The organism is Bacillus niameyensis (genome assembly GCF_001375535.1).
GTDB lineage: Bacteria > Bacillota > Bacilli > Bacillales > Bacillaceae_C > Lederbergia > Lederbergia niameyensis.
Genome location: NZ_LN831197.1, coordinates 289,189 through 309,538 on the forward strand (window position 1 = coordinate 289,189; position 20,350 = coordinate 309,538).

The 20,350-nt window shown below is 37.9% G+C and carries 19 protein-coding genes; 18 read left to right on the forward strand and 1 reads right to left on the reverse strand.

From position 1 onward, the window contains the following. The first annotated feature begins 11 nt into the window (after window positions 1-11). The 4 genes from BN1243_RS01440 (at window position 12) to BN1243_RS01455 (ending at window position 4,226) form a co-directional block, all read left to right on the forward strand. Window positions 12-1,172, forward strand: coding sequence for a dihydrodipicolinate synthase family protein (locus BN1243_RS01440; RefSeq protein WP_084781772.1), 1,161 nt, complete (start codon window positions 12-14; stop codon window positions 1,170-1,172). A 9-nt stretch (window positions 1,173-1,181) separates the two neighbouring features. Continuing rightward, a complete protein-coding gene (locus BN1243_RS01445; RefSeq protein ID WP_062104508.1) occupies window positions 1,182-2,006 on the forward strand; it encodes a sugar phosphate isomerase/epimerase family protein in 825 nt (274 codons plus the stop codon). Window positions 2,007-2,069: 63 nt separating this feature from the next. Beyond that, complete coding sequence (locus BN1243_RS01450) at window positions 2,070-3,053, forward strand: hydroxyacid dehydrogenase (protein WP_062104509.1); 984 nt, start codon at window positions 2,070-2,072, stop codon at window positions 3,051-3,053. 24 nt (window positions 3,054-3,077) lie between these two features. Next, the gene (locus tag BN1243_RS01455; protein WP_062104510.1) at window positions 3,078-4,226 is read left to right on the forward strand and encodes a DUF2264 domain-containing protein; all 1,149 of its coding nucleotides are present in this window, start codon (window positions 3,078-3,080) and stop codon (window positions 4,224-4,226) included. Window positions 4,227-4,324: 98 nt separating this feature from the next. Here the strand turns inward: BN1243_RS01455 and BN1243_RS01460 are convergent, their stop codons facing one another. Then, on the reverse strand, window positions 4,325-5,194 hold the full coding sequence (locus BN1243_RS01460) for a helix-turn-helix transcriptional regulator (protein ID WP_062104511.1): 870 nt from the start codon (window positions 5,192-5,194) through the stop codon (window positions 4,325-4,327). 135 nt (window positions 5,195-5,329) lie between these two features. On the opposite strand from BN1243_RS01460, the gene BN1243_RS01465 reads away from it, so the two are divergent. The 14 genes from BN1243_RS01465 to BN1243_RS01530 all read left to right on the forward strand — a co-directional run bounded on the left by BN1243_RS01465 (window position 5,330) and on the right by BN1243_RS01530 (window position 20,015). Beyond that, the gene (locus BN1243_RS01465) at window positions 5,330-7,210 is read left to right on the forward strand and encodes a beta-L-arabinofuranosidase domain-containing protein (RefSeq protein ID WP_062104512.1); all 1,881 of its coding nucleotides are present in this window, start codon (window positions 5,330-5,332) and stop codon (window positions 7,208-7,210) included. 249 nt (window positions 7,211-7,459) lie between these two features. Continuing rightward, complete coding sequence (locus tag BN1243_RS01470; protein WP_062104513.1) at window positions 7,460-8,095, forward strand: hypothetical protein; 636 nt, start codon at window positions 7,460-7,462, stop codon at window positions 8,093-8,095. Next, the gene (locus BN1243_RS01475; RefSeq protein ID WP_062104514.1) at window positions 8,096-8,638 is read left to right on the forward strand and encodes a TlpA family protein disulfide reductase; all 543 of its coding nucleotides are present in this window, start codon (window positions 8,096-8,098) and stop codon (window positions 8,636-8,638) included. It abuts the gene before it with no gap. A gap of 114 nt (window positions 8,639-8,752) precedes the next feature. Beyond that, window positions 8,753-9,466, forward strand: a complete 714-nt coding sequence (locus tag BN1243_RS01480; protein WP_195892061.1) for a cytochrome c biogenesis CcdA family protein — start codon at window positions 8,753-8,755, stop codon at window positions 9,464-9,466. Between the two features lie 18 nt (window positions 9,467-9,484). Further along, on the forward strand, window positions 9,485-10,084 hold the full coding sequence (locus BN1243_RS01485; RefSeq protein ID WP_062104515.1) for a TlpA family protein disulfide reductase: 600 nt from the start codon (window positions 9,485-9,487) through the stop codon (window positions 10,082-10,084). A 13-nt stretch (window positions 10,085-10,097) separates the two neighbouring features. Continuing rightward, window positions 10,098-10,793 carry a response regulator transcription factor gene (locus tag BN1243_RS01490; RefSeq protein WP_062104516.1) on the forward strand — a complete coding sequence of 232 codons (696 nt, stop codon included), beginning with the start codon at window positions 10,098-10,100 and terminating at the stop codon, window positions 10,791-10,793. Continuing rightward, window positions 10,780-11,862, forward strand: coding sequence for a sensor histidine kinase (locus BN1243_RS01495; protein ID WP_230200072.1), 1,083 nt, complete (start codon window positions 10,780-10,782; stop codon window positions 11,860-11,862). The genes BN1243_RS01490 and BN1243_RS01495 overlap by 14 nt, the downstream gene beginning before the upstream one ends. Window positions 11,863-12,088: 226 nt before the next feature. Then, on the forward strand, window positions 12,089-12,547 hold the full coding sequence (locus BN1243_RS01500; RefSeq protein WP_062104518.1) for a MarR family winged helix-turn-helix transcriptional regulator: 459 nt from the start codon (window positions 12,089-12,091) through the stop codon (window positions 12,545-12,547). 83 nt (window positions 12,548-12,630) lie between these two features. Continuing rightward, window positions 12,631-13,449, forward strand: coding sequence for a glutamate racemase (gene racE / locus BN1243_RS01505; RefSeq protein WP_062104519.1), 819 nt, complete (start codon window positions 12,631-12,633; stop codon window positions 13,447-13,449). Between the two features lie 406 nt (window positions 13,450-13,855). Beyond that, complete coding sequence (locus BN1243_RS01510; RefSeq protein ID WP_062104520.1) at window positions 13,856-14,920, forward strand: GerMN domain-containing protein; 1,065 nt, start codon at window positions 13,856-13,858, stop codon at window positions 14,918-14,920. 176 nt (window positions 14,921-15,096) lie between these two features. Continuing rightward, window positions 15,097-15,858 carry a ribonuclease PH gene (gene rph, locus BN1243_RS01515; protein ID WP_062104521.1) on the forward strand — a complete coding sequence of 254 codons (762 nt, stop codon included), beginning with the start codon at window positions 15,097-15,099 and terminating at the stop codon, window positions 15,856-15,858. Next, complete coding sequence (locus tag BN1243_RS01520; protein WP_062104522.1) at window positions 15,855-16,457, forward strand: XTP/dITP diphosphatase; 603 nt, start codon at window positions 15,855-15,857, stop codon at window positions 16,455-16,457. The genes rph and BN1243_RS01520 overlap by 4 nt, the downstream gene beginning before the upstream one ends. 323 nt (window positions 16,458-16,780) lie before the next feature. Next, window positions 16,781-18,382 (forward strand): extracellular solute-binding protein, encoded by a 1,602-nt coding sequence (locus BN1243_RS01525; RefSeq protein ID WP_062104523.1) that lies wholly within the window; start codon window positions 16,781-16,783, stop codon window positions 18,380-18,382. Window positions 18,383-18,503: 121 nt separating this feature from the next. Continuing rightward, on the forward strand, window positions 18,504-20,015 hold the full coding sequence (locus BN1243_RS01530) for a sulfatase family protein (RefSeq protein WP_062104524.1): 1,512 nt from the start codon (window positions 18,504-18,506) through the stop codon (window positions 20,013-20,015). Window positions 20,016-20,350 lie beyond the last annotated feature (335 nt).

Below are 20,350 nucleotides of genomic sequence, written 5' to 3' on the forward strand. Positions count from 1 at the left end.
AGGAGAAGAAAATGGTTTCTATAAATTTACCGAGAGCGGACCGTTCTCTTTTCGCTTACGAGTTAAGCTCAGCTCCTACCTTTGAGTTGTCAAAAGCACCCTTCAAAAGTAGAGTAGCGTTTTCGGCAGCTCATGTAGTTGCCGATCCGTTGGCTAACACGGATCCCCTTTCGTCCGCTCAAATCGACTGGGAAGACACTTTGGCTTACAGAAGACATCTCTGGTCTCTAGGGATGTCTGTTGCAGAAGCAATGGATACGGCCCAAAGAGGTATGGGCTTAAGTTGGGAAACGGCGAAAGAGCTAATTTTAAGATCAGTTGCAGAAGCAAGAGCTGTTGGTGGTAAAATTGCGTGTGGAGCGGGTACTGACCATTTATTACCTGGAAAAGACGTGACAATTGAAGATGTAATAGCTGCTTATGAGGAACAATGTGAATTTGTTGAGTCTGCGGGTGGTCAAATTATTTTAATGGCGAGTAGGGCACTTGCAGCTGTTGCGCAGGGGCCAGAAGATTATGAACGAGTTTATGGACATATATTACAGAGCGTATCACGACCGGTGATTTTACATTGGCTAGGGTGTATGTTTGATCCTGCTTTAACAGGATATTGGGGTCATCAGGATTTAGACAAGGCGATGGATGTTTGTCTTCGCATTATCGAAAACAATGCGGATAAAATTGATGGTATAAAAATCTCTCTCTTAGATGCGCAGAAAGAAATAGCGATGCGCAGGAAATTACCTGAGGGCGTTCGAATGTATACAGGTGATGATTTTAACTATGCAGAACTGATCCAAGGTGATGAATACGGCTATAGTGATGCACTGCTTGGAATATTTGATGCGATTGCACCTGCAGCATCAACTGCTCTTCATGCACTTGATAAAGGAAATTTCGAAAAATATCATTCTATTTTGGAAAAGACTGTTCCTCTCTCTCGGCATATTTTCCAGGCTCCAACTTATTCCTATAAAACAGGGATTGTCTTTATGGCTTATTTAAACGGCCATCAATCCCATTTCCGAATGATTGGGGGGGCAGAAGGTTCGCGTTCATTGATTCATCTGTCCGAACTATTCGTATTGGCTGATGAGGCCGGATTATTAGTAGATCCGGAACTTGCTGCAAAAAGAATGAAGCTTGTTACGGAACTATCTGGAATCGTTTAGGGGGAAAGAATGTTGAGTCAATTACAAACAATTAATCGATTAAGTTTGAATCAAATTACAACAGATAAATGGAGTTTAAAAGAAGCTGTTGATGGGTGTCTTCGGGCTGAAGTACCTGGGATTGCTATTTGGCGCCATAAAATTGAAGAAATTGGTTTGAAAGAGAGTAAAAGGATTGTTCAAGATGCCGGCATTAAGGTTTCGAGTATCTGTCGTGGAGGGATGTTTCCGGCTGCCACAGAATTGGAACGCCAAAAACGTATAGATGATAACCGTAGGGCTGTTGATGAGGCAGCAGAACTTGGTGCAGATGTTTTAGTTTTGGTATGCGGTCCGGCGCCTGACAAAGATTTAGTAGCTGCCAGAAAAATGGTAGCGGATGGCATTGAACAACTTGTTCCGTATGCGAAAGAACGCGGAGTGAAATTGGGAATTGAACCTCTACATCCGATGTATGCCGCAGAAAGATCTGTGATTGTTTCTTTGGCTCATGCGAATGATCTTGCTGAACAATATGCACCAGATGAAGTGGGAGTTATCGTTGATGTTTTCCATGTTTGGTGGGACCCAGATTTATTCCGACAAATTTCGCGTGCAACAGGTCGAATCCTCGGCTATCATGTATCGGACTGGATTGTGCCAACTCCTAATCTATTAATGGGACGCGGAATGATGGGAGATGGGGTTATTAATCTACGTCCGATCCGCTTGGCTGTAGAAGAAGCTGGTTACAACGGCCCGATCGAGGTTGAAATTTTCAACCAAAAGATTTGGGATACTCCCGGTGACGAAGTTCTCAGTTTAATGAAAGAACGTTATCTTGAACATGTATAATGAGGTGGGAGAGGAATCATTCCTTCTCCCTTATTTCCATTCATCAAAAAGGAGGGATTCAGAATGCTGCAAGGCTTATATATTTTAGATGATTTTGAACTGATTTATGGAAGTACATATGAGGAAATCGGAAAGTTAGTTAATATATACGCTCCTCCGCAAACGAGGCAAACAATCAGAGAGAACTTAGATTTGTTAGAAAATGCTGATGTTATTTTTACTAGTTGGGGAGGACCAAAATTCGACAAAGACCTATTAGATGCTGCTCCCAATTTAAAAGCTGTTTTTTATGGGGCGGGAACCATTAAATACATCGTTACGGATGAATTTTGGGATCGCCAGATTAAAATTACAAGTGCTTACGCTGCTAATGCTGAGCCTGTGGTGGAATTCACCCTCTCGCAAATTTTATTTTCATTAAAACGTGGCTGGTATTACGTTGTTCAATCGAAGACACAAGAGAAGTACATTCAAAAGGTAGATGTTCCAGGCGCATATGGTTCAACAGTTGGCATCGTCTCTCTTGGAATGATTGGGAGAAGAGTTTGCGAATTATTGAAGCAATTTGATGTTCGAGTTATTGCGTATGACCCTTTTGTTTCGCAGGAAGAGGCGGACAAACTGAATGTGGAATTATGTTCCCTTGAGGAAGTTTTCAGCAGATCAGATGTTGTTTCGCTACATACGCCATGGCTAAAAGAAACAGAAGGTCTTGTTACTGGGCAGCATTTCTCTTCTATGAAGAAAAATGCAACGTTTATTAACACATCAAGAGGTGCGATTGTGAATGAAGCAGAAATGATCGAAGTGCTTAAGGTTAGGCCTGATCTCTTTGCTGTCCTAGATGTTACATACCCAGAGCCACCGCTGGAAGGGTCGCCTCTCTACTCATTAGAAAATGTGATTTTAACACCACATATTGCGGGATCCTTATCTGGTGAATGTCAACGGATGGGGGCGTATATGTTAGAGGAATTGAAGCGCTTTGTTACTGGGCAAGAGTTAAAATGGGAGATTACAAAAGAAAAAGCAATAATTATGGCTTAAGTCTTTTTTAAAGGGTGGTTAACGATGACGAAGGCAAAAACTGATCGTGAGTATTGGCTTCAAACAATGTGTAAAATTGCCGATCCTGTTCTACGATCCCTTGCTAACCGAGAATTAAAACAAAAAATGCTGATAGAAGGAAAGCTTTTAGACCGAGACCAGTATAGTCATTTGGAGGCATTTGCTAGATTGTTATGTGGAATGGCACCGTGGTTGGAGACGGGTCCTGAAGGCGGAGAGGAAGGTCAATTACGTACTCAATATGCGAAACTTGCGAGAGAAGGATTAGACGCAGCTACGGATCCTAATTCGCCAGATTACATGAATTTTTCCGAAGGCCATCAACCAATTGTTGATACAGCCTTTCTGGCACATGCCATTTTGAGAGCTCCGAATGAGTTATATGAAAAGTTGGATGCTAGAATTCAACAAAACGTAATAACGGCACTGAGGGCTACAAGGACTCGAAAGCCATATTTTAATAATTGGTTGCTTTTCTCCGCCATGATCGAAACAGCTTTATATAAAATGGGAGAAACGTGGGACCCAATGAGAATCGATTTTGCTTTAAAACAACATGAACAATGGTATGTTGGTGACGGCATTTATGGAGATGGACCACAGTTCCATGCAGATTACTATAATAGCTATGTCATTCAGCCCATGTTAGTGGATATCATTGAAACTGTTTGTAAGCAATCCCCAGATTGGCAAGCGATGAAAGAAAGGATTATGGAAAGAGCGAAAAGGTTTGCGGTTCTTCAAGAGAGAAGCATTTCTCCTGAAGGAACATTCCCAGTCATAGGGAGATCGATTGCCTATCGTTTTGGAGCTTTTCAACATCTTGCGCAAATGGCATTGCAACAAAGGCTTGGGAGTAATCTTGAACCAGCACAAGTAAGGTGTGCACTAACAGCAGTCATTCGCAGAGTAATCGAAATGCCTGAAACATTTGATGAAGATGGATGGCTCCAAATCGGGCTTTGCGGTCATCAACCTGAATTGGGGGAAGGTTATATTTCCACGGGCAGTCTTTATCTCTGCTCAACTGTATTCCTTCCGCTTGGCCTATCATACGAAGATGCGTTTTGGCAAGGAGAAGCAGAATGGACGGCAAAAAAAGTATGGTCAGGTGGAACCATTCCGATTGACTATTCGTATACCGAATCATAAAATGGCTCTATTTAATAAGACCTTTTTTTTGTAAGTAAAAACACTTGGATTTTCATACGAATCCAAGTGTTTTTACTAATTCTTTTAACCTCGCAATTCTACTTACCTATATACTGCTGCCTAAATTCACTAGGTGAAAGCCCAGCTCTCTTCTTGAAAAATCTACAAAAATATGCAGTTTGCAAAAAACCACAATTTTCAGCGACTTTTTCAATGCTCATATTTGTTGAAACTAATTGAATTTTTGCTTGTTCCAATCGTATGCCATTTAGATAATCAATCGGTGAACAGCCGAATGTATTCATCATGCAACGTGCAATATGATTAGGATGATATCGTAATACCTTTCCAAGCTCTTTATAGGTTACCTTTCGAAAATAATGTTTCCTCAAGTAGGCCGCAGCCCGTTCTGCTATTGCAAGCGAAGGTAAATGATGTTCCAACTGAGCAGTATTAGCAATTTCTTGTAACAATTGATGAAATAGAATCTGCCTTTTCCATTCCCATGAGTTGGTAGATTCATGTTCACTTGAAAGAATTTGTTTACAGAGGAGTTCAGCAGTATTCCAATTCTGGATTTCACAAAGTTTCGGAAGCCGTATTGAAAATGGATGTTCAATGAACGGATTTTGATTATCGCTCATCTCATATTCTTGCGCCCGTTTCTGCAATGGCTCCTTTAATTCTATCCATGAATTTGCCGTTGTAAAATGGAACCAATAAAAATGGGTTGTAGCTGTGCAAGGATTCAAAGTGAAATGGTGGCGATCCGGATAAAGAATGAAAGCGCATTTTTCCTGTATCTGATATTCTTGTTGATTTTCACCCATTGTTAAACAACCTCGGGTAACTATTAGCAAATCAAAAACGCCAATCTGATTACGATCTGGATGTGATTGACCGGTATTGTATGTATCTTCACCTGCTCCTAATAGTGTAGGTAAAGGTGGAGCGGTTAATTGTAGCATAAACATTACCTCCGATGGATGTTACGATAATGCAATTTATTGTTCACTTCATGTATTATCTCCCTTTTATAATAACAATATAATAGATTCGTAGAAGTAAATATAGTGATAATTTTGAAGAAAGGATGTGTGTTTATGGCAAATGGTAAAAAATTAAAATTGACAGAAACTGAATTTTATCCTCTGCCACTTGGAAGTATTAAGCCTAGAGGATGGCTTAGAGATCAATTACAAATTCAAGCAAATGGTTTTACAGGACACTTGGATGAGCAATGGGAAGATCTTGGTCCCAATAGTGGTTGGTTAGGAGGAACGGGGGAAAGCTGGGAGAGAGGGCCTTATTATTTAGATGGATTGCTCCCGTTGGCTTACCTATTGGATGATAAACATTTGATAGAAAAAGTCATACCTTGGATAGAATGGACCCTTTCTAGTCAACGTGACGATGGATCATTTGGTCCGACCGATTCAGCATCAGCTAAGAAGCCAGGAGTGGATGAGCAGGAATGGTGGCAAGACTTCATTATGTTAAAAGTACTTACACAATATCAGGAAGTGACAAATGATCAAAGAGTGATCCCTTTTATGGAGAAGTATTTGATATATTTGAAGAAATTTCTTCCAGACTTCCCGTTGCGTGAATGGCATCAAGCCCGTGGAGCCGATTTACTGTTATCGATTCATTGGCTTTATGAAAGGAGGGGAAACATTGAACTCCTTGAACTTGCAGAGATTGTTCGGAAACAAACGATTGAATGGAGTAATATTTTTGACGAATTTCCGTATCGGCGAAAACAAACAGAATGGAATCATCGTATTCATGTTGTCAATGTGGCAATGGGAATTAAAGCACCGGCTGTTTTCTATCGTCAAACGGGGAATGAATGGGAGAAAGAAGCTGTTTATAAGGGGATTGAGCAATTAATGACTTATCATGGTCAAGCTCATGGAATGTTCTCTGGAGACGAATGGCTTTCAGGGACGCATCCAAGCCAAGGTGTTGAATTATGTGCTGTCGTGGAATATATGTTTAGTATGGAAAATCTTATTCGAATTCTGGGCGATGGCATGTTCGGAGATATTCTTGAAAAAGTTGCTTTCAATGCACTTCCCGCTACTATTTCACCAGAATGGGATTCTCATCAGTATGATCAACAGGTGAATCAAGTCGTTTGCAATCTTGCCAAACGGCCATGGTCAAACGGACCAGAAGCTAATATGTTTGGCTTGGAGCCGCATTTTGGTTGTTGTACGTCGAATATGCATCAAGGGTGGCCGAAATTGACATCAAGCTTATGGATGGCTACACGTGATGGAGGATTAACGGCGGTTTCCTATGCGCCCTGTCATGTGAAAACGAGCGTTTCAGAGAATGTAGAAGTAGAATTGGCAGTCGAAAGTCATTATCCATTCCGTGAACAAGTAATGATTCATATAAATATTTCTGAAAAGGCAACCTTCCCTATTTTATTGCGTATTCCTGAGTGGTGTAGCAATCCGCAAATTACCGTAAATGGGGCGTCTCACAAGTTTCATGTTGAAAAAGGGTTTGCCCGATTTGAGCGAGAATGGGAAAACGATGATCAGATTGAATTGGTTTTTCCGATGGAAGTAAAATTGGAAGAACGTAATAATAATGCGGTAAGTGTCAATCGCGGCCCACTTGTGTATGTATTGCCAATTGGTGAAAATTGGATTTGTGTCCATGAACGTGAGCAATTTCATGATTGGGAAGTCTACCCGACAACAGCATGGCGGTATGCCTTAGTTAATAATCCGGAATTTGAAGTTGAATTAGGTGAATGCTCTCAGCAACCATACCAGCAAAATACTGCTCCAATAAAGTTAAAGACAAAAGGAAAAGCTTTATCGAACTGGGTAATGAAGCAAAATTCAGCAGCGGCACCACCCCTCAATCCGAAGACATATCCAAATACACCAATAGAAACTATTGAGCTTGTTCCTTACGGTTGTGCGCGATTACGAATCGGAGAAATTCCCGTTTTGGGGAAGTAAAGTAGTTCTGTTAATCACAAAAAACACTTAGATAAGCTAAAAACTTATCTAAGTGTTTTTTTAGGCTTATCAGCAAATTTATAAGGGGGAGTTATATAGTTTCTGGTGCCTTCTTTGTCGATTAGGATTAGTCGACAAATCGCTTTCTCTATTTTAAAACTAGTACTCCATCACTTTTTTATTTCTTCATCAAACCTTAACAAACGATGTTCAAAATAAAATGAGGACAGTTTTGGGAGGTTATGCTTTTTGCAATTTATCCAATTTGGCGCGTTGACGCTTCCACTTCAATGGCTATTAGCGCTTATATCACTTGTTGGAGGATGGGTGACTATCCGTATTTTCAAAAGAATTCATCCAGAATTGAAGGAGAGTCTAGACATTACTGTCAATAGTCTCTTTATTTGGGGAGGGGTTTGGAAGTTCAGTGTCATCATTTTTGATTTTCCGACTGTGAAAAGTCAGTTATTGGCTATTGTTTATTTTTCTGGCGGAACTAAGGGTTTTTTTCTAGGAATGATAATATCCGTTATTTACTTAATTATAAAAGCGAAAAAGAAAGATCTTTGGACCCCGCTGAGTGAAGTGATTTTACTTTGGGGGACTGTAGGAAATGGATTATATGTATTGCTAAACGGATATGTGAACGAAGAAAATATTCTTACGCTGATTGCATATGCTTTTGTTCTTATACTTTTTCTGATCTGGCTGTGGGAAAAAAATACGGAGAACTTACAAACAAAAGCCGGTAGCATATTGATTGTATATGCTTTCGTATTCCAAATCCCTAACAATTTTAACTTTAACGATTTGGTACTTCTTTTATTATTTCCTTTACTCTCCATTGTTTTTAATATGACTGCTATAAAGAAGGAGCAGCTATAAATGAAAGAAAAAATATTATATTTGTTGCTAGTTTTCTCGATAGGCGTCTTTTTCCTAGACCAATATGTCATTGGTAAAGAAAGATCTAATGTAACTACTAATCAAGTGGATGTTGGGGTTCAATCTGGTCAAAAGGCTGTAGATTTTCAACTTGAAACGCGAAATGGAGCAAAAATCTCTTTATCGGATTATCGTAAAAAAATTGTTTTTATTAACTTCTGGGCAAGTTGGTGTCCACCATGTCGTGCTGAAATGCCGCATATTCAGGAATTCTACGAGGAATATCAGGATAAAGATTTCGAAGTTTTGTCTGTTAATTTAACTAATCTTGAAAGAAGTGTGGACCATGTTGAAAAATTTATCGACCAATACGATATGACATTCCCAGTTATTTATGACCTTGAGGGTGAAGTGGATGAGATTTATAAGATACAGACAATCCCTACAAGCATTATCGTTGATAAAGATGGAATAATTCGTTATCGACTAGTTGGTCCAGTGAGTAAAGAAAGATTAATGCAAATAATTACAAGTTTAGAATAACCAACTTAGTAAATAACAGATTTCATGAGAATACCGTTCTTAATAAAACTTTAACAAAACTTGATCACACTATATGTAATATCTGTTTTTAATATAAAAAGAGGAGGCTTGAAAATGGAGATATCATTTTTGCTTGCATTAGGAGCGGGCTTGCTGTCATTTTTCTCTCCATGCATTTTTCCTGTATTACCGGCTTATTTATCTCATTTAACAGGAGGAAGAATTCAGAATCAAAAATTACAAGTAGATCAACATTTACTATTTCAACGATCTGTTGCTTTTGTCTTAGGTTTTAGTTTGGTATTTATAGTAATGGGTGCATCAGCCACTTTAGTAGGTCAACTTTTCCAAGCGAATAGAAAATTAATTGAACATATAAGTGGAATTTTTATTGTTGTGTTTGGTCTGCAAATGTTAGGAGTTTTTAAGTTTTCTTTTTTAATGAAGGATAAAAAATGGGAGCATAAGTTGGATAAACCGAAAAACTGGTTTTCTTCGCTGTTGATTGGGATTGCGTTCGGCAGCGGTTGGACTCCGTGTGTTGGTTTGACTTTGTCGTCGATTCTTCTGCTTGCAAGTGCAAGTACGACATTCACCCAGGGAATCTTGCTGTTAGGTGTTTATTCACTAGGAATGGCTATACCATTTTTATTGATTTCTTTCATGATGACAAAATCGCTTCGCATTATTCGCTTAATTAATCGTTACTTAGGAAAGTTTTCAATAGTCAACGGTTCAATCATGATTATACTGGGATTATTGATTTTTTCAGGTCAATTGACGAGGATTAGTGCCTATTTTGCTGGATTTACCATTTTTGACATATAGTACGAGGGGGGATAAACTGTGAAATGGAAAGTGACTCTTTTAATTGGTATTGCGGTTTTTATAGGAGTTTTTTTGTATAAGGAATACAACAAAGAAGCTGCTTACCCATTGCCTGATGAAGATCAGCTGAATAGTTTAATCAATTATGATAATATCGTTTTGAATGATAACGGGGACAACCAAGGTGAGGTCGGACTTAATAAGGGACAAATACCACCCGATATCCAACTGCAAACATTGAGTGGTGATCTGTTCGATCTGAGAGAATATAAGGGGAAAACAGTTATTTTAAATTTTTGGGCGACGTGGTGTCCTCCATGTCGGGCAGAAATGCCAGATATGCAAAAACTTAACGAACGTTACAAAGATGATGTAGCAGTTGTTGCAGTTAATCTAACGTCTGCAGAGAAAAATAAAGATAATATTCAAAAATTTATTGATGAATTTAAAATTGATTTCACCATTCCATTAGATGAAAACGGCCAGGTCGGGAATTCATTCGGAGCGTACGCGATCCCAACGAGCTATATTATCGATAAAGACGGCATTATCCAACAAAAGATAATTGGTCCAATGACATACGAATGGATGGAAAATGAAGTAAATAAACTCCGCTAAAAGGTGAATATAGATGTCAAAGACAATTCTAGTCATTGAAGATGATCAAATGTTGCAAAACTTAATGGCGATATACTTGAAAAAAGCTGGTTTCCACGTAGTAACAGCATCTACCGGTAAACAAGCAATAGATAATTTTCATAAATTCTCTCCGTGCTTTATCATATTAGATTTAATGATTCCTGAAATAACGGGGGAAGAGGTGTGCGGATACATTAGAAATACATGCAAAAGTGATGTTCCTATCATTATGGTTACTGCAAAAATCAATGAACAAGAGCGGATTAAAGGATTAAAGATGGGTGCGGATGATTATGTCACAAAACCATTTAGTCCGGAGGAACTTGTAACACGAATAAATACAGTGTTAAGACGAGCTAGCCATCATTGTCAGAAAATCCAGCGGGGAAACTTGACTCTTAAACCAAAAAAACATGAGATTTGGCAAGGTACAAATAGGCTTCACTTAACTCCTTCTGAATTTGCTATTTTAAAAGAATTTATGTACCATCCTAACCAAGTTCTTACACGGGATCAGCTTTTACAAACCTTATATCCTTTGCATGAAAAGGATATATTTGAAAGAACGATTGACGTGCATGTAAAAAATATACGTGAGAAAATTAGAAACGAGATTGATTCCCCCATAATGATTCAAACTATTAGAGGGGTGGGGTATAAGTTTGTCATCGAAAATGAGCCAACTTAAACATATATCGCGCACGAAGATTTTTTGGGAGTTAACGATCATTAATTTAGTAGTAATTGCACTTGTTATTATTATAGCAGGTGTTTCCGTTAAGGAGTTCGCCTGTTTTTTAGCGGAGGAACTAGATGATTCAGGATCCTTTAAACAAGCTAATTTCGATAGTACTATGGATTACTATTTAATTCGAGTAAGTTTGATAGCTTTCTTTGTCGCGGTTATCGTGCATTACCAATGGATAAAAAGGATTATCGTTCCTGTACAGCGCTTATCTGATTTGACAAAAAGAATTAGTGAAGGGGAAGAAATGCAATATGTTCCCGTTGGAGCGAACAATGAGATTGGTGAACTTACAACAAATTTTAATCAACTTATGGATAAGCTAAAACGGAGTGAGGATCTTCGCAATCAAATGACAGCTGACCTAGCTCATGAAGTTAGAACTCCTCTCTCCAATCTAACTGGGTATTTAGAGGCTCTAAAAAATGGGGTAATCGATGCAGATCCAAAGACAATTTCATCTCTGCATGGAGAAGCAGATAGATTAAAAGTATTAATTGAGCAATTATATCATCTTTCTGAGCATGAATGGCAGAAGCGGATGACTGTTCACACGGATAAGAACACGGCTATTCACTTTCTTGTTGAACAACTTGTTGCTATATATAAAGTTAAACTAAAAGAACAAGATCTTACCCTCCATACTTCAATTGAAAAAGCTACTCTACCAATTTCTGAGCATGTTATAAAGCAAATTCTTGGAAATCTGATTGATAATGCGATCGTATATGCAGTAGAGGACACGATCATAACTATATCTGGATACGTAAAAGTAGATCACTATGTACTAGCAGTCTCAGGTAAAGGGCAAATTATTCCAGAAGAAGCGAGGAATCAGCTATTTGAGCGCTTTTACCGTGTTGATCAATCAAGAAATAGACAATATGGAGGCAGTGGGTTAGGGCTAGCGATAGTTAAAGAGTTGGTCGAGTTACAAGGTGGAAAGGTCTGGCTTGAAACAGATAGCAGAAATCATAGATTTTTATTAGAGCTCCCTTTAAATTCAAAATAAAATTTTAGATGGATATATAGAACGTATTGCTTGGAACATAATTGATTCAAGCTTTTTCTGTGATTAAGCTGAAAACATCCCTGGACTTCAGCCCGCGGAGATTCATGAATAGTACAAATGCTTCAAAAGCGTTTAGGGTTGGTGACAAGGACTGTTTGAGAAACTGCTTGATATTTCACTGAAAAAAAGAGACAATTAATTAAAAGGATAGAGGGAGTTGCTATTCATGACGATAGATGATAGACTCCAACAGCACGATGAAGATGTAGTTGCGGGGTTGGAAAGACACCTTCGATATATTTCTGGGATTATAAAACAGAAGGGTCGCGTTATATTAACTGATTTTTCAATTACTCCTCCTCAATTTATTGCGTTACAATGGTTGTCAGAAAGTGGGGACATGACAATTGGGGAGTTATCGAATAAAATGTTTTTAGCATGCAGTACAACAACCGATTTGATTGATCGTATGGAGAAAAAAGAACTGGTTATGCGTGTCAGGGATCCTAATGATCGACGAGTTGTAAGGATTCATTTATTGGAAAAAGGAAAGAAAATTATTGGTGAAGTTATACGCCAGCGGAGAGCATATCTTAATGATGTTCTTACAGGCTTTTCGCCTGACGAGGTGATAAAACTCAGTGGGCATTTGGCAAAACTTCATCAAGATATGAAAAAAAATTAGAAAATAGTATGCTTCAATCGAGTTGATAAAGTCTAAAGCGATATAAGCAGCTAGATCCTATGTTAGACAAGAGGCGGGGAAATTTGGAACAAGCAATAGGAGTCATAGATTCGGGAGTTGGCGGATTAACAGTCGCAAAAGAAATTATGAGGCAAATGCCTAATGAGATTATTTACTATGTAGGGGACACAGCCCGATGCCCATATGGACCGAGGCCAAAACATGAAGTGAGAAAGTTCACTTTACAAATGGCTGGATTTTTAATCAAGCAAAATATAAAAATGCTCGTAATAGCGTGTAATACGGCTACTGCAGTTGTCCTGGAGGAACTTCAGGAGCTGCTTGATATTCCGGTTGTAGGCGTTATTGCTCCTGGTTCAAGAGCGGCTTTAAAAGTAACAAAGGGTGGGAAAATTGGAATCTTAGGAACGATCGGGACGATTAAGAGCGAGGCCTACATTCGTGAGTTAAAATTAATCAACCATCAAGTAGATGTTATCCAACTTGCATGTCCTAAGTTTGTTCCTATTGTGGAAAGCTTTGAATACCAAAGTAGTGTTGCAAGAAAAGTGGTTGCTGAAACTTTAGTACCAATAAAAGGAAGTAAAATTGATACGCTCGTTTTAGGTTGTACCCACTACCCATTGCTTGGACCAATTATTCAAGATGAAATGGGACCTGATGTTACAGTGATTAGTTCGGGAGAAGAAACGGCCCAAGAGGTTAGCACCATCCTCGATTATAAGGATAAGTTAAATTCTTCCATCACTAAACCACAACATCGTTTCTTTACAACAGGTTCAAGAGCTATTTTTAAAAGAATTGCTTCTGATTGGTTAAAAATCGAAAATCCAGAAATTGAATTTGCCCGTTTGTCGAACCAAGAAAAACGGTTATATTGAAATGAAAAAACAGCTCACTAATGGAGCTGTTTTTTTATAACTAAAATTAAATCCTTTTTTAATCTTTCGACACTATGTGAAGAAAAAATAGCATTTGTGTATCCACGAAGACTGGTCTTTTGGTAAATTGAACGGGCCTTTTTATTCGTATGAAATTGTTTTCCTTCCTAAACTGATTGAAGTTTGGCTGTACTATACGAATCCGATTAAGAATGAGACGCCGTGCTAATTCTGACTGAACGTTGAAAGGCTATATATTTAACTAATCCCCTTTCACAAAGCGTCATAGTCGTGTTTGGATATTTCAACACTGATTTTTTTCAGAAAAACTTTTGTTAAAGACGGTCTATTCTATAATGGAGGCTCGTATACATGTAGTACAAACTGTCTTAGGAGGGGTACGAACATGTCAAAACAGGCAAAATTAGCCTTGACACTAGCTGGAGTACTAACAGCAAGTATGTTTCTTACGGGCTGCGGTTTATTCGGCAAAGATAAAGAAAGTCTTGATCCGCCAGGAGAAGTAACGCATTTAAAAGAAGGGGAAAACCTTGAAACTTCTCCTGAAACAGAAACTACCGCTGAGGAAAATACGGACACAGTCATGAGAGATATTTACCTAATTGACAAAAATGGTTACGTGGTTGCGCAATCTTTGCCATTACCACAAATTAAAGGTATCGCTAAAGAAGCTTTGATGCACCTAGTATCAGATGGACCGATATCTGATATGCTTCCAAATGGATTTAGAACTGCGATCCCAGCAGGGACTGAAGTAGATGTTGATATTCAAGATGGTGTTGCAACAGTTGACTTTTCTGAAGAATTCACTTCCTATGAAGAGAAGGATGAACAAAATATTCTTGAGTCTATCACTTGGACGTTAACACAGTTTGATTCAGTTAATTCTGTTGTATTAAAAGTTAACGGGTATCCATTAACTGAAATGCCAAAAGGAGGAACCCCGATCAGTGATAAAGGACTTAGTCGTGCAGATGGAATAAATATAGACTACGCAGATGTGGGAGATATTACGAACACTAGACCTGTTACTGTTTATTATTTAGGACAATCAGATGAAAAGCCTTATTATGTGCCTGTCACTAGAAGGGTTTCCAATAGTGAAAAGAATGATATTACGGCAGTCATCAATCAATTAGTTGAAGGGCCTGGTTTGCAAACTGAATTAGCGAGTGCTCTTCATAATGATGTACAATTGATTGAAGAACCTTCAATCGGAGAAGGGAATGTTACCCTGAATTTTAACGAGTTTATACTTGGAAATAGTAATGAAGAAAAAATAATCTCCAATGAAACCCTAGAGTCCATTGTTCTTTCTTTAACTGAGCAAGAAGGCATTGAAAGTGTGTCAATTGCTGTTGATGGTGCTGAAGAAATTGTTAACGAACAAGGTGAACCTTTAACAGCTCCAGTCACTCGCCCGGAAAAAGTGAATACAGGTAGTTTTTAAAACGTAGAGTTTGTTATACTATATAAATAAGTGAAAGAGGCTGGCATAACGCAGCCTCTTATATTTTGTTTATAGTTAAGTTAAATTCCCAAGGTTTATATAAAACCTTCAAAATAGCAACTACACTTTTGGGATAAACTATACACAAATGCACATATTTAAAGGAGGAAATTTATTTGCGTCCTGATGGAAGAAATCCAGATAATTTAAGAACTGTACATATTGAAAAGAATTACCTTACACATCCTGAGGGGTCTGTTTTAATTACAGTTGGTGATACAAAGGTAATTTGTGCGGCCAGCATAGAAGACCGTGTTCCTCCATTTATGCGTGGCGAAGGAAAAGGATGGATTACTGCAGAATATGCCATGTTACCAAGGGCAACTGAGACAAGAAATATCCGCGAATCGTCAAAAGGTAAAGTCTCTGGTAGAACGATGGAAATTCAAAGATTAATCGGAAGATCTCTACGGTCAATTGTAAATCTTGAGGCGATAGGTGAGAAGACTGTCTGGGTAGATTGTGATGTAATCCAGGCTGATGGAGGAACGAGAACAGCTTCCATTACAGGTGCCTTTGTAGCGGTTGCACTAGCGTTATCCAAACTTTATGAGGAAAAAAGAATAAACACTTTTCCTATTATCGATTTTCTTGCTGCGACAAGTGTCGGTATTAACCAAAATCAGGAAGTTATTTTAGATTTGAATTATGTAGAGGATAGCACTGCAGCTGTTGATATGAATATTGTAATGACAGGAAATGGGGAGTTTGTTGAAATCCAAGGCACTGGGGAGGAAGCAACTTTTTCTGCTTCACAACTTCAAGAAATGCTTGCAACTGCGGAAGTAGGATTAAAACAATTAATGAGTATTCAAAGAGAAGTACTCGGGGATGTTGCGAATTTAATTGATGAGCAAGTGGAGAGAAAAAAAGGATGAAAAAGATTATTATCGCTACAAAAAACAAGGGGAAAGCAGCGGAATTTAAAACCTTATTTTCTGAGTATGGAGTAGAAGTGTTGACTTTGTTAGACATTGAAAATGCTCCAGATATCGAAGAAACGGGAAATAGTTTCGAGGAAAATGCGGCTCTTAAAGCAGAAGGAATTTCTAATTTGACCGATACAATCGTTATTGCCGATGATTCAGGTCTGATTGTAGATGAATTAGATGGGATGCCCGGAATTTATTCTGCCAGATACGCGGGGTTAGAAAAAAATGATGAGGATAATATTAATAAGCTTCTATTCGAAATGAGAGAAGTTCCAGAAAATAAAAGAACTGCTCGTTTCTATTGTTCACTTGCTGTCGCGATTCCGGGAGAAAAAACGATTGTCGTTTCGGGTAAATGTGAAGGATTTATATTAAAAGAGAGACGAGGTCATAATGGATTTGGTTATGATCCCGTATTTTTTGTAACAGTGTCAGGTAAATCAATGGCTGAACTTTCTAATGAAGAGAAAAATAGGATTAGTCATCGTGCAGAAGCCCTGCAGAACTTAGTGCCTGTGCTAAAAGAGTTATTTAAGAGAAGGTAAGATGTGTCGAGTCTTACCTTCTATTTTTTTTATCACATTAAATAACTATTAGGCATTATTAAAAGTAGTGATGAAGTGTTCTAGTATTCACAGTAGCTGCTAGTTTTACAGTAACGAGAAGACTAACGACAAAATAATTCAAATTTGCGAAAAAGGTTGACAATAATGTAAGCGTTCATATAAATTTAAGATAGTTAGTTAAATTAATTATCTTTTAGATTTTACTAGTTAAGAGGGGAGGAGCTATTTAAAACTCAAACACTATCGATAATTTAGGGGAATGTATGCGCTTTAATACTTAAAAAGACTAGGGGGTATACTTTATGAAGAGTAAAATTTTATTAGTATTATTTTCTTTAGTTCTAATCTTTATGACAGCCTGCAGTGCAAAGAAGGAAGTAGAAGGACCAAATGATGGGGAGAAGGAGTTTTTAAACAAAACTGGTTTTCCAATTGTCAATGAGGAAATCAATCTAGAAATTTTTGCCGGACAAGCTCCAGCAACGAATCCAGATTGGAATGATGTTATGATATTCAATGAGTATGAAAAGATGACTAATATGAATATTAAATGGAAAATGGTTCCTCATGCAGGACTTGCGGAACAACGAAATCTTGCTCTTGGTAGCGGTAATTTACCAGACGCATTTCATAGTGCGTCCATGCCTGTATCTGATATTATGCGTTATGGAGAGCAAGGTGTATTCATACCACTAAATGATTTAATTGATGAGTATGCACCTAACTTTAAAGCCTTGATGGAAAAATATCCTGAAATAAAAGCAGGAGTAACGATGCCAGACGGAAATATTTATGGCTTTCCACAAATGGCTGATCCAGAATTCCTTTCATATCGTATGGGGCCTAAACCATTTGTTCGAAAAGACTGGCTTGAAGTCCTTAACATGGATATTCCCGAAACAACAGATGAGTATTATCAATATTTGAAAGCGGTTAAAGAGGATAGTCCCAGTGGTGGTAAAGTAGAGGAAATTCCATTTGGAGCTCCATATATTGACCCGTTATTTGCGTATTTGAGGGGCTCTTTTGGTTTAGCTAACAAAGGATCTGGTGGTGGATATTTGGACTTGGATCCAGAAACAGGTGATTATCGTTTTTGGCCAATTTCAGAACGATACAAAGAGCTGCTTGAATATATGCATAAATTGTATAGTGAAGGATTAATTGAACAAAATCTTTACTCAATTGAGCATACGCAATACTTAGCAAATCAAGATGAAGGAAAGTATGGTAGTATTATTTGGTATAGTCCTATGCAGATTATTAAAGATTATGGAACCCAGTATATTGGTTTGCCACAGCTTGCAGGACCACATGGGGATAAAATATGGACAACACTTTATGATGCTGTATTAAACCCTGGAGCATTTCTAATTACGAGCGAAAATAAATATCCTGAAGCTACTGTTAGATGGATTGATCATTTCTATGGCGATGAAGGATTAGAGTTATTCTTCATGGGAATAGAAGGCGAAACCTATGAGATAGATGAAAATGGTAAAGCCGTATACATGGATCATATTGTAAATAGTAAAGATGGATTGACAATAGAAAAAGAGTGGGCAAAATATTTGACATTCCCTGGTGGCGGCTTCCCATCGATGACAACACTAGATTATTTCCAAGGCGCAGAAAGTAAGCCAGATGAAATGGCAACTGCAGAGTTATTAGCACCGAATTTAGTAGAAGAACCATGGCTGTCTATAAGACATACAAATGAGGAAACTAATCAATTACAAGGTGTCGGTACGGATATCGAAAAGTATGTTGTTGAAATGAGGGATAAATTTATTGTTGGAACTGAACCACTCTTGAATTTTGACGATTATGTTAAAACACTTGAGCGCATGGGCCTAGAAGAATATATGAATCTAAAAATTAAGGCGATTGAGAGGAAAAAATAGTAATTTGGTAAGCTTTCAACCTTTAATTAAAGATTGAAGAGGATTAAGAGTAGGCAATTTTTAATCCTCTTTATTTCTAATTCTGGTTATCGTTGATGAAATTGAAAGGAGACCTTTTCCCTTGAAGAAACCAAATATTCTATTAATCACGAGTGATCAACAGCACTGGGATACGATAGGGGCTTTTAATAAGGAAATTTCAACCCCAAACCTAGATCGTCTTGTTAAAGAGGGGACAACCTTTAATCGGGCCTATTGTCCTAATCCAACATGTACTCCATCAAGAGCTTCAATTATAACTGGAATGTACCCAAGTCAACATGGTGCTTATAGTATTGGAACGAAGTTATCAGAGGAAAAAACGACGATTGGTGAACTACTGCAAAAAAATGATTATAAAACAGCATTAGTTGGAAAAGCACATTTTCAACCGCTTGCTTCGACTGAGGAGTATCCGTCTTTGGAAGCTTATCCTCTATTACAGGATCTCGAATTTTGGAAACACTTTGATGAAGAATTCTATGGATTTCAAGATGTTGATTTAGCGCGCAATCATACGAACGAAGCCCATGTTGGTCAGCATTATGCGCTCTGGTTAGAAGAAAATGGCTGTGATAATTGGCGTGATTATTATTTGCCGCCAACAGGAACAATGGATCGTTCAGAAAAATACAACTGGAAAATTCCAGAAAAATATCATTATAATACTTGGATAGCAGAGCGCACAAATGCTAGGATGACAGAGTACAGTGAAAAGGATGAACCATTTTTCGTCTGGGCAAGCTTTTTTGACCCACATCCGCCATATCTCGTACCGGAACCTTGGGATACAATGTATGATCCAGAAAAACTAACACTTCCGACACTTGTTCCTGGTGAACATGCGAAGAATCCACCACATTTTCAATTGTCACAAGAAAAAAATCCTGACTTTTCTTCATATATGGAGACGAATATAGGAAATATTGGTTTTCATTCGCACGCACATGTAACTGAAGAAGAAGCTAGGAAAAATATGGCGGTTTACTATGGCATGATCAGTATGATGGACAAGTATATCGGGAAAATCCTCGATCGTTTAGATGAACTCGGTATTGCAGATGAAACAATTGTTGTCTTTACGACAGATCACGGTCACTTTTTTGGGCAGCATGGCTTACATGATAAAGGTGGCTTTCATTACGAGGATGTGTTGAAATTACCATTTTTAGTTCGTTATCCTAATCATGTAGCCTCAGGACAGATGTCTACTGCTATGCAATCTCTTGTTGATTTAGCTCCGACATTACTAAGTTTTTCAGGTGGAAATATTCCTTCAACAATGACCGGAGTAGATCAGAGGGAAGTGTGGTGTGGTAAAAAGGAGAGTGCGAGAGACCATGTTATATGTGAGTACCGCACTCAGCCGACAGCTGTTCATATGAAAACATTTATTGACGAGCGCTATAAACTCACCATTTATTATAATCGTGAATTTGGCGAAATATTTGACTTGCAAGAAGATCCACAAGAACTAAATAATCTGTGGGATGATCCTTCCTGTCTAGAATTAAAAGCAAGATTACTACTAAAATATGCTTGGGCAGAATTGGGGAAAGAACCATTAGTAATGCCAAGGATTTCGGGAGCGTAATATCTTTATCTCGTAATGCTCTTACTGAAATAAATATCACTTCTGTGACCGTTTGAGATTAATGTTCTATCCTAATCCAGAATATAAACACTTTAAACACTGAGGTATTTTATTAGCTTTTATAGTTAATAAAATATCTCTTTTTTTCTATCAGAGCTAAATACGATCCAATATTAAGTCCTATTTCCAATATACTAATTATTTAGTTAAGTTTTAATATTTAATCAAATAGGATTGACATATCTATTATGTTTATTTATTATTGTTTTAAGTATAGAGACCGATTACTATTCATACTATTTAATAACAATGGATATAAGAAATACCGAAGCATC